We start from the raw sequence: 15,138 nt of genomic DNA, 5'->3' as shown, positions 1-15,138 counted from the left end.
CCCAGGAGCCCACCTGCGCCGTTTTTCTCCCTACGCTGACGGGTATGCAAATCGGCCGCCTGGTTCCGGTCCTGGTGCTGGGGGCATCGCTCGTGGGCTGCACACGAACCGTGGACCCCCCACAGGCGCTGCCCGGCATCCCGGTGGCACCGATCGCCGCCGGGCAGGTGGCCGACCTGATGAGCGACGAGGTGGCGCAGCAGGACGGCAATCTCTTCGTGACGGTGGAACCGCAGCGCTGCAGTGGTCTCGCGCAGGAGGTCGACGCTCCGTTCGTGTTCGATCGCAACCCCGCCGCGCACGCCGGCGGGCACTGGATCGCACCGGGGCGCCCGGACGTCTACATCGAGGAGATCGTCGGCGTGTACCGCGCCAACTACGACGCGCCGGCCGCCCTGGCCGCCGCCCGCGACGTCATCAACGACTGCCGGGACGTGCCGTTCACGGTCACCAGCATGGTCGACAGGTCCTATGACTTCACCCTGACCTCGACACCCGAGTCGGGTTCGGACCAGATCGTGCTGTGGTCGTTCACCAGCCCGGACTGGGCGTGCGACAACGCCTTCGTCGCCGCCCACAACGCGGCCGTCGAGATCACCACATGTGCTGAAACCAACGGGTTCGACGTGCTGGACCAGGCCGAGCGGGCCCTGCAGCGGATCGAAGCCCTGGCGGACAACACTCTCTAGGGCACGCCGTCACAGACCTGCGAAGCGTTCCTTGACCTGCTCGTCGGTGAGCCCGTAATCGGCCAGCGAGTACGTGTGTTTGGGCGCGCGGGGCCCCTTCTTGCTCTCTTCGTGGGTGCGCACCATCGCCGCCCTGGCGTCCTCGGGGAAGTCGATGCCGAACGTGGAGTAGATGTCCTCGACCACACTGATCGGGTCCTTGATCAAGGCGAAATAGTCGAGGTCGTAGAACTGGGCCGGGTTGCGGCGCGCCCGCTCGGCATTGAACAGCTCCAGTCCGCGACTCCAGGTCTCCATGGAATCGGCGCCGATCACGTCGCCGACAAACCTGGTGGACCAGCCCGCGGTGGTGTGCTCGGCCAGTGAGCACATGGACGCCATGATGGTCTCCGCCGGCCGGTGGCACTGCACCACCAGGGCGTCGGGATACGTCGCGAACAGCGCGTCGAGGGCGAACAGGTGGCTGGGATTCTTTAGCACCCACCGCTTCTCGGGGTCATTGAGACCGATCAGCTGCAAGTTCTTGCGATGCCGTTGATAGGACTTGGTCCAGTCCTGGCGCGCCAGCCACTGCGAGTAGGTGGGCACATGCGCCAGGGTCTCATACGACACCGAGTGCAGTGACTGCCGCAGCAGCTGCCAGCATTCCTCCACCTCGTCGGCGGTCATGTAGTGCAGGCCGGTGTAGTCGGGATTCTCCTCGTGCGCCTTGGTGAACTGCGCATCGAGCTGCTGGAAAACCGGGTTCTGCGACCAGGTTTCGCGAGGCGGCCGCGGCTGCGGAAACTCCGCCAGCCACAGTTCCAGCCCCTGGTGACGCGGGTCGGCCGCCAGTAGCCGGTGCACCGCAGTGGTTCCGGTCCGGGGCAGCCCGGTGACGAAGATGGGCCGTTCGATCGGCACCTGCGCGTGCTCGGGGTACTGCTTGAACGCCGCCTCGGACACCAACCGGGCCACCAGCGCGTTGCGCGCGAAGAAGCGCTGCATCTTGCTGCCGAGTTCGGTCAGGTCGGCGTCGCGTTGATAGGACTCCAGCAGGACCGCCAGCGCCTCGCGGTAGTTGTCGTCGTCGGAGCCGAAATCATCGAGCCCGCACGCCTTGACCGCCGAGGCATGCAGGTCCTCGACGGTGCCGACATCGGTTCTCGCACTCACGCCTTGCCCTCACTCACGCCTTGTACTCCCCGCAGTTGACGTCCAGCGTCTGCCCGGTGATCCCACTGGACAGGTCGCTGGCCATGAACAGGATCGCCGACGCCACCTCGTCCTCGGTGGGCAACCGCTTGAGATCGGACGCCGCTGCGGTGGCTTTGTAGATCTCTTCGACGGTGGTGCCGTACTTGCCTGCCTGGTGGGTGAAGTAGCTCTCCAGCGTCCCACCCCAGATATAGCCGGGCAGAACCGAATTTACGCGAATTCCCTGATCGCCGAGCTCGGTGGCCAGGGACTGCGACATCGCCAGCAGCGCCGATTTGGCCATCTTGTACGCCCCGTACTTGGCCTGCGAATGCCGCACCACCATGGAGTTGACGTTCACCACGGAACCCTTGGCCTCGGCGAGGGCCGGGGTGAAGCCCTGGATCAGGCGCAGGGCCCCGAACACGGTGAGTTCGATTGCATCACGCATGTGCTCGAAAGTGGTGTTGGCCAGGGGCTTCATCGACGGCACCCGGAACGCGTTGTTGATCAGCACATCCACCTTGCCGTAGGCCTCCAGCGTGGCGGACACCAGGTTGTCGACCTGCGCGTCGTCGGTGATGTCGGTCCCCACGGTGACCGCCCGCCGCCCCAGATCCGTGACGGTCTTTGCCACGTCCTGCAACCGTTCGACCGTCCGCGCCGCGAGCACCAGGTCGGCCCCGCTCTCGGCGCACCGGCGCGCCAGTGTGGTTCCCAACGCGGGACCCACCCCACTGATCACCACGACCTTGCCATCGAGCAACCCCATGTCAGCCCACCATTCTCTCGCCGATCTGCTTCTGTCGCAGCGCAATCCGCGCCCGCCAATCCTCTTCGGAGATCTTGTTCGACTCGTAATAGGGCAACATCGATGCCACCGCGTCCAGGTCGACGATCTCGGCGGTGGGCCCGTCGGCCTCGGTGAGCGCCCGGGACACCCGCTGCCAGCGGAACTGCAGGTATCCCTTGGTGTGGCCCAGGGTCTCAACCCAGTTGGTCACTCCAGGATTGGTGTCGGAGACCACGATGCGGATCTTGCCGTCCGGATCCGCCTGCGCCTGAGTGCCGTTCAGCGAGGTCTGGTGATTGATGTAGTCCAGCGAGATGTACCACAGGCTGCCGAGCTGGAAGCCCAGATACGGGGCATCGGTGACCGGGAGGGTGATGACGATCGCCTGGCCAGGGGCGAGGTCGTAGTGACCCACCGAGGAGTACTGGGTGGCCAGGCCGCCCGGGGTCAGCCGCGGCGCAGTCAAGGTGTTGACCGGCAGGTTGTCGTAGAACCACTTGGGGAACTGCAACCAGGTCTTGACCCGCTGAACCAGTTGCTTGCCTGCCACGGCAAAGCGCTTCTCGATCAGTTCCTTGCTCAGCGGCGGCGGAGCCGTGCCCGCGGTGTCGGACCGCGCGATCGCAAACGAGCCCCGTTGCGCCGACCAGTCGTTGTAGACCTCGCGGATCACCAACTGCGCGGGGGTATCTGGGGTGAAACGCCATTCGAAGCTGCCGTCGGCTGCGATGTCGAGTTTGCGATCATCGAAGGCGGTTTCGCTGTCGGGCACCACCTCGTCGGTGTAGTCCCCGCCCAGCAGCTGAAAGCTGACATCAGTGGTGGTACCCCGGGTGCCGGTGACGACGTACTCGTATCCGGGCTGCACCCGGGTGCCGAAATACATGGTGTCGGGGTTGTCCAGGCCCATCTTGGTGAACGGGCCGGTCCCGCTGTGCAGGAACGGGTGGTCGCGGTCGTAGTCGAAGGCCACATGCGTGCATGCGGCGATACACCCGGCCAGGTACTGCAGACCTTCCAGCAGATCCGCCTCCGACTCGATGAACGGTGCTGCGGTGACGAGTTTCTCGGCCTCGGCTATGGCATCGGTCAACGGCTGGGCATACATTCGGCCACATCCTCCCGGTCCAATATTGGACCGCGCTGGTAGAGTTTCCGACTGCACACTAGAACGTGTTCCAATTCGAGTCAACGTCAGGAGGTGCGCCGTGACGGCTTCCGAGTCCGGCCGGTCGTCTCCGCCCACCCAACGGGTGGTCACGGTGCTCGACTTACTGGCCGCCCATCCCCAACGCCGCTACGGCCTGTCCGAACTCAGCCGCCACACGGGCCTGAGCAAGCCCACCTGCCTGGGCATCGTGGCCACCCTCACCAACGCGGGTTACCTCGTGCGCGACGCGCAGGACAAGACCTACCGCCTGGGTCCGATGCTCATCTCCCTGGGACACAGCGCCCAGGAGTCGCTTCGCGTCAACCCGGCTGCGCGTGAGGCACTTCGGGCTCTGTCGCATCAGTATGACACCACGGCGGCACTGTCTGCCGTGGTGGATGACCGGATCACACTGCTGGAGATGGTGGCGCCACCGGGAGTCCGCCCCGGCGTGCAGGTGGGTCAAAGTTATCCCTTCGCGCCGCCGGTGGGATTGATGTTCGTGCTGTGGGACCCCGCAGCGCTACAGGCCTGGCTGGCGCGCCCGCCCACCATTCCGCTGCGCACCGACGGTGCGCGCCTGGACAAGGTGGTCGCACAGTGTCGCGCGTCGGGCCATCTGGTCGAGTTGCTCACCCCCGCGGGTCGGCGGCTCTACGCCCTGATGGCCGGGATGTCGTCGACCCTGCCCGATGAGCTTCGGGCCCTGCTGGGCGAGATGATCTCCGACATCGGCGAGCGGGTGTACCTGCCGGAGGAGGACAGCACCCGCGGGCGGCGACACGACGTCGGCGTGATCTCGGCCCCCGTGTTCGACCATCACGGCAGACAGGCGATGGTGGTCTCGCTGCAGATCGGCCGGTCGCTCACCGACACCGATATCACCCGTCACGCCAAGGGGCTGATGACCACCGCAGCAGCCTTGAGCGCACAACTGGGCGGGCGGGCTCCGGTCAGCTGACGCCGGCGAGCGCAAACGGCAGCACCGCCGGAGCGCCCGCCTGCCTGAGGGCCACTGCGCCCATGGTCATGGTCCAGCCACTGTCGATGAGGTCGTCCACCAACAGCACCGGACCGTCGAGCTGCCCCAGATCCGGTATCTCCCACGAATCCCGCAGCGCAGCAACACGGTACGCCGAGTTCGCAGCGGTCACCGGTCGTCGGGTCGGGGCGTAACGCAGGATGCCCAGATTGGCGAGCCTGCCGAGTTCCGCCAGCCGGTCCACCACCGACGAAATCAGCAGTGGGTGGCGGTCGGAGTCCAGGCCCATCACGGCGACCGGCCTGCGGTCCCACTGCCAGGCGGCCAGCACATCCACCGCCGCGCGCACGATCGCCTCGGGCGCCGGCGCATCCGCGCCCTCGAGGCAGCGGCGCAACCGCTCACCCCAGCCGAGGTCGGTCAGGCGACCGATGGTGCGGCCGGGTTCAGGACCGTCGCTGATCTTCCCCGACAAGGACACGCCGATCTTGGCCAACCCGGTGGGCCATTGCTTGCGCGGCGCGACTTCCACCCCGGGCCGCAGCAGGCGCGCCCGGGTGTCCTCGACCGCGGCGTCGTCCACCTGGGTGGTGTAGGTGGCTCCGGCGCAGTTGTCACAGCGGCCGCACCGTTCGCCGGGAGTGAGCTCAGGGTCGTCGAGTTGTCCACGCAGAAAGGACATTCGGCAGTCCGCGGTGCTCTGGTAGTCGAGCATCGCCTGCTGCTCCCGACGCCGGGCCTCGTCGAGGTTGCGATAGCGCTGCTCGTCGTAACTCCACGGTTCACCGGTGCTGATCCAGCCGCCCTTGACCCGCCGCACGGCCCCGTCGACGTCGAGCACCTTGAGTACCATCTCCAGTCGGGTGCGCCCGAGGTCCACCAGCGGCTCCAGCGCCGGCGTCGACTGCGGACGCTCGGGATCCAGCGCATCGATGACGTTGCGCACCATGGCCTCAGACGGAAACGCCACCGACGCGAAGTAGCGCCACACGTCCTGGTCTTCGCGACCCGGCAACAGGATCACCTCGGCGCTGTCGGTGGAACGGCCCGCACGGCCGACCTGCTGGTAGTAGGCAATCGGCGAGGACGGCGCCCCGAGATGCACCACGAACCCCAGGTCCGGCTTGTCGAACCCCATGCCCAGCGCCGACGTGGCGACCAGCGCCTTGACGCGGTTGGCCAGCAGGTCGGCCTCGAGTTGCTCGCGCTCGGCAGCCTCGGTGGCACCGGTGTAGGACGCCACCTGGTGTCCGCCTTCGCGCAGCAGGGTCGCGACATCGTGCGCCTGGGCGACGGTGAGGGTGTAGATGATGCCAGAGCCCGGCAGTGAATGCAGTTGCGCGGCAATCCATGCCGCCCGTTGCGCTCCACCGCCGGCGTTGACGACCGACAACCGCAGCGATTGCCGATCCAGCCCTCCGCGCAACACCAGCGTCTCCCGGCCGCCCACGCCCAGCTGATCGGCGATGTCGGTGACCACGCGGTTGTTGGCGGTGGCCGTGGTGGCCAGCACCGGGATGTCGGACCCCAGCTCGGCGATCAGCGTCCTGATCCGGCGGTAGTCGGGTCTGAAGTCATGCCCCCAATCCGACACACAGTGCGCCTCGTCGATGACCACCAGACCCGCGTCGGCGGCCAGGGCAGGCAGCACCGTGTCCCGGAAATCGGGATTGTTCAACCGCTCTGGGCTGACCAGCAGCACATCCAGGTCGCCCCCCTTGACCTGCTGGTGCACGTCATCCCAGTCTGCGACATTGCTGGAGTTGATGGTGGCTGCCCGTACACCCGCGCGCTCTGCCGCCGCGACCTGGTTGCGCATCAGCGCCAACAGCGGCGAGACGATGACCGTGGCGCCGCGACCCGCGGCGCGCAGCAGCTTGGCTGCGATGAAGTACACGGCCGACTTTCCCCATCCGGTGCGCTGGACCACCAAGGCCTGTTTGTGGTGCACCACCAGCGCTTCGATGGCCGTCCACTGGTCGTCGCGCAGGGTGGCGCCCGGGCCTGCCAGTTGTTCCAGCAGGGACTGCGCGTCAGCTCGGGTTGCCATGGTTCCCAGCATGCCCTGCGGGGGTGACAACGAGGGTGTTAGGTGAGGGTGTGATCGAGGCAGACAAGCGTGAACTCCGGTTGTCCGACGGTGCGGTGCTGACCTACCTGGACCGGGGCAGTGGGCCTGTGGTGCTCCTGGTGCACGGCGTGTGCATGACGAGCGCGTTCTTCGCGCGCAACATCGACGCCCTGGCCGTCGATCATCGGGTCATCGCCGTCGACCTACGCTCGCACGGGGATTCGCCGACGTCCTCCTCCGGGAACACCGTCGCCCGGTACGCCCGCGACCTCCACGAGCTCATGGTTGCCCTCGACCTCCACGATGTCACGGGTGTCGGGTGGTCCATGGGCTCCTTCGTCTGGTGGGACCACCTGAGCCAGTTCGGCACCGACCGACTCGCCCGGCTGGCGGTGGTATCACAGGGTCCCGCGGACCTGACCCGGCCCGACTGGCCACACGGCATCGCCGACCCCGATCAACTCGGCAGCTTCGTCGACGCCATGCAGTCCGACTTCTCCGGTTTCTTCTCAGAGTTCCTGGCCGAGATGTTCAAAGACCCGCTCGCCGATGCGGATGCGGCACTGCTGCTCGCCGAGATCACCAAGATCGAGCCCAACCCAGGGACCGTGATCTTGGCCGATCAGACCCTGCGGGACTACCGCGGCTTCTTGACGGGCCTCGATGTGCCCCATCTGTTGATCTGGGGCGTCGACGAGAAGGTGGTGAAGGTCGCCTCGGCGGATTGGCTGAGCGAGGCCCTGGCCGACGCCGAACTGCATGTCTTCGACCACAGCGGTCACTGCCCGATGTGGGAGGAACCCGACCTCTTCAACGAGCTGCTCGCCGGGTGGGTGGCGCGACGAACTGTAGCCGACTGAGCTCCTGGTTGTGCACAGTCCTGACTTCATCCACAACCCGCGTAATTTGGACATTTTCGCTGGCAGAGGCGTCGCAGAGCCGGTAGAATCGCACGTATGTTCGAAGGATGTGATCCCGGAGCGCTGCTCACCGAGGTGGAATCTTCCCGCCTCGATGAGTCCGCGGTGTGGGCGCATCGGATGGCCGCCATCGCCGCGCTGCTGGCCCAGCGGATGAACGAAGGCTACGACCAACAAGCCCTGCTACCTGACGGCGATCCGGGTTTCGGGTTGATCTCCGGGTTCGTGCGCACCGCCGCCGAAATCGGGCCGGCATTGGGGGTACCGCCGGCGGTGGCGATGACAATCGTCGGCTACGCCGATGCGTTGGAGGAGCGGCTGCCGCAGATCTACGGCCTGCTGGCGTCGGGACGGTTGGACTGGGAGTCGACGAAAGTCATCATCAATCGCACGGCCCATGTCAGCGACACCGCGATCCGGGACGTGGACCGGAATTTGGCGGCGAGGATCGCGACCTGGGACTGCTGGTCGCGCACCCGCCTGCAGGGCGCGATCGATCGGGCGATCCTGCACGTCGATCCCGACGGTGCCAAAGAACGCCGCGTCGCCGCCGACACCGAGCGGCGGGTGTCGGCCAAGGCACTACCCAACGGGATGGGTGAGATCCGCCTGTATGCCGGCGCTCCGGTGATCGCGAAAGTGGATGCCCGGCTGGATCAGATGGCCAAGGCGGTGTGCGCCCAGGATCCGCGAACGTTGGTGCAGCGGCGGGTGGATGCGGCGGAGGCCATCGCCGACGGCAGCTTTGTGTTGGCGTGTGCGTGCGGGCTGGAGGACTGCCCGGCACCGAAACCCACCACGGACGCGACTGCGGGCGCGGCGGCGCAGTACGTCATCAATGTGATCGCCCCGGCGGCCACCGTCACCGGCGACAGCGACGAACCTGGCTTCCTGCAGGGCTACGGCGTCATCGACGCCGACCAAGTCCGAGAACTCGTCGACCAGCCGGGCACCGTATGCCGGGATGTGCGCAACCCCGACACCGACCCCACCGCGGCGACCGAAACCCGCGACGGCACCTCGGTGCTGCTGCGCCACAGCTGGTCGGCGGCGATGGACCGCTGGGTCCGCGTGCGGGGGTTGACGTGTTCGTTCCCGTTCTGCAACCAGCCCGCCTGGGCCGCGGATATCGATCACAGCATCCCGTTCGATCACCAGCATCCGCTGCGCGGTGGCTGGACCGCCGGGTTCAACCTGGACCCCAAATGCCGCACCCACCACCGACTTGCTCGAATACATTTAAGGAATGAACACCCCCAGCACGACCCGCGCAGCGGTCTACCTGCGCATGTCCAGCGATCCGTCCGGCCAGCAGCTCGGCGTTACCCGCCAGCGGGAGGACTGCATTCGCCTCTGTGAGGATCGCGGGTGGCTGCCCGTGGAGTACGTCGACAACGACGTGAGCGCATCCTCCGGGCGCAAGCGGCCCGCCTACGAGCGGATGCTGAACGACATCCGACAGGGCCGGATCGGGGCGGTGGTGTGCTGGCACCTGGACCGGTTGCATCGCCAGCCGATCGAGTTGGAGACCTTCGTTGATCTGGCCAACGTGCATCGCGTGGCGTTAGCGACGGTGACCGGTGATGTGGACCTCTCGACCGATGACGGGCGGTTCACAGCTCGCATCATGGGCGCTGTGGCTCGCAAGGAGATCGAGCGGAAGCGGGCGCGGCAGCTGCGCGCGGCGCGGCAGAAAGCCGAGCGCGGGGAGCCCCAGTGGCGTCGGGCGTTCGGATATGCGGGTGACACCCGCGAGCCGGATCCGGTTACCGCGCCCCTGGTGGAGCAGGCCTACACAGCGATCCTGGCCGGTGCCAGCCTCGGAGAGGTGGCGCGAACCTTTAACGGGGCTGGAGCATTCGGGCTCACCGGGCGTCCGTGGACCGCCACGACCGTCTCGCTATTCCTGCGGAAGGCTCGAAATGCGGGCCTGCGCTCCCACAAGCACAACTGCGCCACTCTGGGGCACCGACCTTGCCCGCTCGACGGGGAGCAGGAGATCGTCGGGAAAGCCAACTGGCCAGCGTTGGTGCCCGAGGCGACATGGCGCTCGGTGCAAGCCGTGCTGAACGCTCCTGGGCGCGCTCCGGGCCGCAAATCGGTCCGCGCGCACCTGCTCACCGGGATTCTCAAGTGCGGCAAATGCGGCAATACCCTGTCTGGGAACTGGCAGTTCGCGACGAAGACCGCCGCCGAGAGCGGGCAGCGCGATTACACGCTGGCCTACAGCTGTAAAACCTGCCGCGGCTGCTCCATCCGCGCTGAGTTCGTCGAGCCAATTGTGATCAAGCTGGTCGGTGGTCGCCTCGCCAAAGCGGACGCGATCAATCTTCTGCGCTCGGAGCTGCACGATCCAGCCGAGGCTGCCCAGATGCGCGCCGAGCGCTTGACGCTGAACACCCGGCTCGATGAGATCGCCGACGAGCGCGCAGACGGGATGCTCACCGGCCAGCAGGCCCAGCGCGCCACCGAACGGATCACCGCCAAACTCGCTGTCCTCGATTCCCGCGAGCAGAGCGAGGAGCGCAAACGGGTGCTCGACGGCCTGGAGCTGGGCACCAAAGCAGCCCACGAGGCGGTCGGCAAGCTCTCCCCGGATCGCCTGCGCGCGGTGATCGATCTGCTGATGACGATCGTCATCGCCCCAGTTGGTAAGGGTGGACACTCATTCAAACCGGAGCGGATCCAGGTCGCGATGCTCGCCTGATTCAAGTGGACTTGAACGCGCACAACAGATTTCGATAGTTGCGCATGGAGTGAGAGCGGCTTAGATTCTTCCGCACGAACTAGGAAACCAGCTGCGCGTCATTCTCGGGCGATCCACACAGCCCACCGACACACGCCAGCCTGACTCCATCGCCCGGTGATCTGCGGATTCATCCGACCGGGCGCGGTGTCGGGGTGAAGGCCGATCAGCAGCGGAACCGGTCCCGATGACCGATTCCGCCTGCCTCGGGTTCCGTCACCTCGGAAGGTCCGCCCCCTGTGTCCGACGAACACGATCGTGATGCGCTGCCGCCACTCCTCACCCGCGTGGAAGCCGCAGCGCTGCTGCGCATCTCCACGGCCACGCTAGATAAGCGCCTCCGAGACGGCTCGCTGGCCAGCCGCAAGATCGGCGGTCTGGTGCGAATCCGGCGGGAGGATGTCCTCGCCCTGATCTTTGGAGAGGCGGCATCGTGAGCGCCGCCGCAGCGGACCGCGAGGCCGCGATCGACGCGTATGTGGCCGAGATCCTGGCCGGTGCGCCGCCCCTGTCCGAGGACCGCCGCGCCAAGCTCGCCGAGCTGTTGCGCCCCGTGCGGATTCGTCCCGAGCGTCAGGCGTCTGGTGATGCCGCGTGACCGTGGACTCCGATAGCGCACAGCTGCCCGCGTCGATCGCCGGAGAGGCTGGCGGGTGAGTGGACAACTGATCGGCGAAGTCCTCGACGCCCGCGAAGCTGGCTTGCTCGACAGACTCTCGCCAGGCGAGATGCTCGCGCTGCTGGCCATCGCCGAAAAGTGCCACACCACCGACCGGCAAGGATCGGTGCGAGTCGCGCGGATCGGGTCCGCCATGGGCAAGTCCGATGCGACCGCGAAGCGTGCCACCCGGAGACTCCGAGATCTCGGTCTCATCCGAGAAGTCAAGCGCGGATACAAATCTCATGGGATCGGCTTCGCTACCGTCTACGAGGTCGGGATGCTCGGCTCACCCAGAATGATCCCAGCAGAAGCCGAAGTGCTCAGCTCACCCAGAACGCTCCCAGCGCAGAGCGACGAGAGGGATGTGCACGGATCACCCAAAGCGAACCCAGCGCAGAGCAATTCGAGAGGGTGCTCAGCTCAAAACGAGGGGGTGCTCAGCTCAAATCGAGAGGGTGCTCAGCTCACCCAGGGTGATCTACATGACGGTTACCTTGACGGTTTCCTTGACGGGGGGAATCTCTCGTTGTGTAGGGGGTCTGGGGGAAGTGCTTCTCACCCTCTCGACGCCGCCGAATCGGGTCTCTCCGAGAGCGACCGGTCCAAGCTCGGATCCGTCCAGGAGCGCATCGTGCTCAAGCTCCGGAAAGTCGGCAGCGCCGACAACCGCACGCTGCGCGAGGCTCTACCGAGCGCTCAGCGGAAGCTCTGGCCCGTCGTCAGAGAGCTGATGCTGGCACGGGGTGACCTCCAGGCCGACGTGAGCGCCAGCTCGACAACCCGCATGTACCGGCTGGCTGGGTCTGCCCGGGATCCGTTCGGAGCGGTCGATGACGCCTGAGACCGAGCGCGTCTGCGCCAACTGCCCCGAGGTGCTCTGGCGTCCGGATTCCCTCCGGGCTGGCCTCTGTGCGGAATGCCGCTGGGTGGCTCGTGATCAGCGCTTGCGCCGAGCGGCGACCCAGCCATCGACGCGGGCACGCCCGAATCAGCGCCCAGCTGGCCGTCCTGCGCGCGATTGGCCCGTCCGGTGAGGGATGAACCCGCACAGCTCGTTTCGACGCCGCAGAGAGGCAATCAGCCGACACCGCCGAGTGTCAGTCCAGAGAGGATCACACGCCCGATGCTTCACGACCCCGCCAATGATGATCGGCTCGACCTGGCAGCGATCGGGCTGCGCGCCGCGCTGGCCGCGACCCGTGGTGACCACGGTGCGCTGGCGGATGCGCTGGACACCGCCGAGGACTGCCCCGGCTGCCTCTGGCAGATCGCCGAGCGGCTGGCCCTGAACCTTGCGGGAGCGCTCCGACACTTCGAGGGCGGCGAAGCTGCCGAGGTCCGGATCGAAGGGGCGCTGCTCGCGGTGCTCGACCGATCCGCACGAGAGCCCGACCAGCCATGAGTCCTCGCGCGCCCCGGTTGTGTGCGTCCTGCGGAGTGGCGCTGCGCGGGCTGAACTCGTTCATGGAGGGGCTATGCGGGTTGTGCCGGAGCGAGCCGGTCCGCCCGGGTTCGGCGGCGGCGCTGGTGTGCAGCGCGCTGAGCCCCCACACCCGGACGGCGTTCGCGCAGCTGACGTTCTGGGACAGCCCCGCCGAGACCTTCGAGGCCGCAGCGATCGTCCCGTGCGGAGAGGGTTGCCAGGGATCCCATCAGGTGGTGTTCCGAGACCGCTTGGGCCGCTGGAGAGTCCGCAGCACCCCATTGCGTGAAAACGCAACAGATCAGTAGGAGAAACCGATGCACGGACACAAGGCGCGGCACCGCAATAACGATCTGACACGCAAGCGCGACAATACGTTCCGGGCGCGTCTGGTGACCTACACCGCGACCCACCCGCGCGCCGCCGAGCTGCTGAGCGAGGTAGCCGCAGGGCGGATCCGCGCCGAACGCGCCTGGTTCAAATTCGCAGCTGAGACCGGCCTGAAAGGAAGTTCCCGATGACCCCCCTACCCGATCTGAGCCCGGTCCGCCTTCGCGACCTGGAGCGCACCGCCCAGCTGTTCGCGCTACTCGCCGATCGCGTCCAGAAGCACGATGAAGTGCGGCGCTGGCTCGACCAGATCGCCAACGCCATCGAAACCGAACACGCAGCCCGCCTACGCTCCGCCGATCGCCTCCTGGGCTCACCAGATGCCGCCACCGAAACACCCCAGCAGCACGTCGACTTCAGATCGCTCCACGTCGTCGAGTTGGAGGTCCTCCACGGCGTCCTCCGGGGACCGGCCAGCGAACCGGGATCCGGGGGTCGCTGGCTGACCAAACTGCTGGCGCTGGCCGAGCGAGAGCTGGACCGCCGGGAGGCCGCGCAGGACGCATTCGCCCCGGACGATCCGAACGCCGCTCTGCATCGCGCTCAGGCCGCCGCAATGGACGCCGAGATCGAGCGCGAGCGCCAGGCCAGCCGTCCGGAATCAGACCTGTCGAGGCTGCCGTCCTGGCGCGAAGCCTCCGGCGGGTAACGCTGAGACCTGTTCTCGTATAAGCGAACTTGGATAGGGCGTGCCGCGGCGAGGTTGCCCCAGCGCGGGCGTAGCGTCCGGTCTCGCAGGTGGGAATAGCTGAGCAGGCCGATCCGTCAGGGTGAGGCAGGCAAGACAAATCGGCTTCGGCATCTCTCGGCGGTCACGAACCTCACGTGCCCAGCTGGCCGGGTCGACGGTGGCACTCCGCGCGCTCCCCAGATCTGTCGAAGGAACCGGTCGCGTCGCCCGTCCCTCTTCCAGCGGCGCGACGCGCCCGGTTCCGCCCGACCAACGACGGCTAGGAGCCAACACAACATGGAGATCTTTCTCTCGCAGCTGATGGAGAAGCGGGCCGAGGTGACCGCCGAACGGGTGGCCATCCTGGACGCTGCGAAGCGCTCAGGGGCAGGGCAGCTCACCGAAGACGAGCAGCACCGTTTCGATGAACTCAGCGGCAGCATCGCTGCGCTCGACACTCGGATCGCCGACACGCAAGCTGAGATCGCGCGCGCCGGTCGCTACGACACCCGCGTGCAGCGGGTGCGCCAGGCGCAGCTCAACGGCGGCGTAGGTGCTGGTCTGACCGAGGCCCGCGATTGGGGTCGTCGCGCAGCTCGGGCGCTCCAGGTCAAGGGCGGTGAATCGCGCGCTATCAGCTCGGGCTCACTCGATGTCCCGGTGCTGATCAACCCCAGCATCACGCCAATGGCTCGTCCGCAGCGGCTGATCGATCTGCTGGTGAATCGACTTCCCCTCGCGGGCAATGCGTTCGAGTACCACCGGCAGACGGTCCGCACCAACAACGCGGCCCCGGTCGCCGACAACGCGCTCAAGCCGACCTCGGTGCTGACCCTGGCACCGATCGTCGACCGCGCCCGTGTGGTCGCGCATCTGTCCGAGCCGGTGCCGCTGCGCCTGCTCGATGACGTGAACGGCTTCGAGGACTGGCTGTCCACCGAGATGGCCGAGGGTGTGCTCGATGCCCTGGAGCGCCAGATCATCTCCGGCGACGGCGAGGGCGAGAACTTCGACGGCATCACCCAGATCGCGGGAACGCGCCAGGTGGCCTCGGAGACCTCGCTGCCACGCACGCTGCGCAAAGCGCTCACGGTGATGCAGAACGCCGGGGAGCAGCCCAACGCGCTCGTGCTGGCACCCGATGACGCCGAGGCGCTGGACCTGCTCCGGGAGAGCACCGAGGGCGGCTGGCTGATGGGCGGTGCCCTGTCCACGACCCCCGGCGGCAACGTCCTCGGCGGTCCGACGATCACCCGCGTGGTGTCGCCGTCGATGCCTGCGGGCCTGGCCGTGCTCGGTGACTTCAGCCGGGTCCAGCTGCACGTCCGCGAGGACGTGAACATCCAGATCGACGCTGGCGGTGAGCTGTTCAACAAGAACCAGTTCCGCGCCCGCGCTGAGGGCCGGTTCGGCGTGGCCCACCTGCGCCCGTCCGCGTTCGCGGTGATCGACACGGTGATCGGCTGA

General features: G+C 67.1%; 16 protein-coding genes. 12 read left to right on the top strand and 4 right to left on the bottom strand.

Features of this window, described 5'->3' with window-relative positions:
• Positions 1-44 precede the first annotated feature (44 nt).
• Positions 45-689, top strand: coding sequence for a sensor domain-containing protein (locus G6N58_RS11460; RefSeq protein WP_115278610.1), 645 nt, complete (start codon positions 45-47; stop codon positions 687-689).
• Between the two features lie 9 nt (positions 690-698).
• Here the strand turns inward: G6N58_RS11460 and G6N58_RS11455 are convergent, their stop codons facing one another.
• From G6N58_RS11455 to G6N58_RS11445, 3 genes are read right to left on the bottom strand one after another with little or no spacing between them, the layout of a single operon-like run.
• Positions 699-1,844: a sulfotransferase family protein gene (locus G6N58_RS11455; RefSeq protein ID WP_115278611.1), complete on the bottom strand. Its 1,146-nt coding sequence runs from the start codon at positions 1,842-1,844 to the stop codon at positions 699-701.
• Positions 1,845-1,857: 13 nt separating this feature from the next.
• Positions 1,858-2,637 (bottom strand): SDR family oxidoreductase, encoded by a 780-nt coding sequence (locus G6N58_RS11450; protein ID WP_068914832.1) that lies wholly within the window; start codon positions 2,635-2,637, stop codon positions 1,858-1,860.
• A gap of 1 nt (position 2,638) precedes the next feature.
• Complete coding sequence (locus tag G6N58_RS11445) at positions 2,639-3,766, bottom strand: hypothetical protein (protein ID WP_115278612.1); 1,128 nt, start codon at positions 3,764-3,766, stop codon at positions 2,639-2,641.
• Between the two features lie 100 nt (positions 3,767-3,866).
• On the opposite strand from G6N58_RS11445, the gene G6N58_RS11440 reads away from it, so the two are divergent.
• Positions 3,867-4,769 (top strand): IclR family transcriptional regulator, encoded by a 903-nt coding sequence (locus tag G6N58_RS11440; RefSeq protein ID WP_232067825.1) that lies wholly within the window; start codon positions 3,867-3,869, stop codon positions 4,767-4,769.
• On the opposite strand, the gene G6N58_RS11435 is transcribed toward G6N58_RS11440, so the two are convergent.
• The gene (locus tag G6N58_RS11435; RefSeq protein WP_115281578.1) at positions 4,762-6,840 is read right to left on the bottom strand and encodes a RecQ family ATP-dependent DNA helicase; all 2,079 of its coding nucleotides are present in this window, start codon (positions 6,838-6,840) and stop codon (positions 4,762-4,764) included. The genes G6N58_RS11440 and G6N58_RS11435 overlap by 8 nt on opposite strands.
• Positions 6,841-6,890: 50 nt before the next feature.
• Here G6N58_RS11435 and G6N58_RS11430 point away from each other — a divergent pair, with 50 nt between their 5' ends.
• The 10 genes from G6N58_RS11430 to G6N58_RS11385 all read left to right on the top strand — a co-directional run bounded on the left by G6N58_RS11430 (position 6,891) and on the right by G6N58_RS11385 (position 15,138).
• A complete protein-coding gene (locus tag G6N58_RS11430; protein ID WP_115278613.1) occupies positions 6,891-7,721 on the top strand; it encodes an alpha/beta fold hydrolase in 831 nt (276 codons plus the stop codon).
• A 96-nt stretch (positions 7,722-7,817) separates the two neighbouring features.
• A complete protein-coding gene (locus tag G6N58_RS11425) occupies positions 7,818-9,140 on the top strand; it encodes a DUF222 domain-containing protein (protein ID WP_115278614.1) in 1,323 nt (440 codons plus the stop codon).
• The gene (locus G6N58_RS11420; RefSeq protein WP_115278615.1) at positions 9,028-10,488 is read left to right on the top strand and encodes a recombinase family protein; all 1,461 of its coding nucleotides are present in this window, start codon (positions 9,028-9,030) and stop codon (positions 10,486-10,488) included. The genes G6N58_RS11425 and G6N58_RS11420 overlap by 113 nt, the downstream gene beginning before the upstream one ends.
• A 278-nt stretch (positions 10,489-10,766) precedes the next feature.
• Positions 10,767-10,964 carry a helix-turn-helix domain-containing protein gene (locus G6N58_RS11415; protein WP_115278616.1) on the top strand — a complete coding sequence of 66 codons (198 nt, stop codon included), beginning with the start codon at positions 10,767-10,769 and terminating at the stop codon, positions 10,962-10,964.
• Complete coding sequence (locus tag G6N58_RS11410; RefSeq protein WP_163907774.1) at positions 10,961-11,125, top strand: hypothetical protein; 165 nt, start codon at positions 10,961-10,963, stop codon at positions 11,123-11,125. Before G6N58_RS11415 ends, G6N58_RS11410 begins: the two co-directional genes overlap by 4 nt.
• Before the next feature lie 55 nt (positions 11,126-11,180).
• Positions 11,181-12,029: a hypothetical protein gene (locus tag G6N58_RS11405; protein ID WP_115278617.1), complete on the top strand. Its 849-nt coding sequence runs from the start codon at positions 11,181-11,183 to the stop codon at positions 12,027-12,029.
• Positions 12,030-12,311: 282 nt separating this feature from the next.
• Complete coding sequence (locus tag G6N58_RS11400; RefSeq protein WP_115278618.1) at positions 12,312-12,590, top strand: hypothetical protein; 279 nt, start codon at positions 12,312-12,314, stop codon at positions 12,588-12,590.
• Between the two features lie 338 nt (positions 12,591-12,928).
• The gene (locus tag G6N58_RS11395) at positions 12,929-13,132 is read left to right on the top strand and encodes a hypothetical protein (protein WP_115278620.1); all 204 of its coding nucleotides are present in this window, start codon (positions 12,929-12,931) and stop codon (positions 13,130-13,132) included.
• Positions 13,129-13,650, top strand: a complete 522-nt coding sequence (locus G6N58_RS11390) for a hypothetical protein (RefSeq protein WP_163908097.1) — start codon at positions 13,129-13,131, stop codon at positions 13,648-13,650. The genes G6N58_RS11395 and G6N58_RS11390 overlap by 4 nt, the downstream gene beginning before the upstream one ends.
• Positions 13,651-13,968: 318 nt before the next feature.
• Entirely contained in the window at positions 13,969-15,138 is a 1,170-nt protein-coding gene (locus tag G6N58_RS11385; protein WP_115278622.1) for a phage major capsid protein, read from the top strand.

It is taken from the genome of Mycolicibacterium tokaiense (assembly GCF_010725885.1).
GTDB lineage: Bacteria > Actinomycetota > Actinomycetes > Mycobacteriales > Mycobacteriaceae > Mycobacterium > Mycobacterium tokaiense.
Note: the sequence above shows the minus strand (reverse complement) of the source record. Positions and strands in the feature narration are given on the sequence as shown.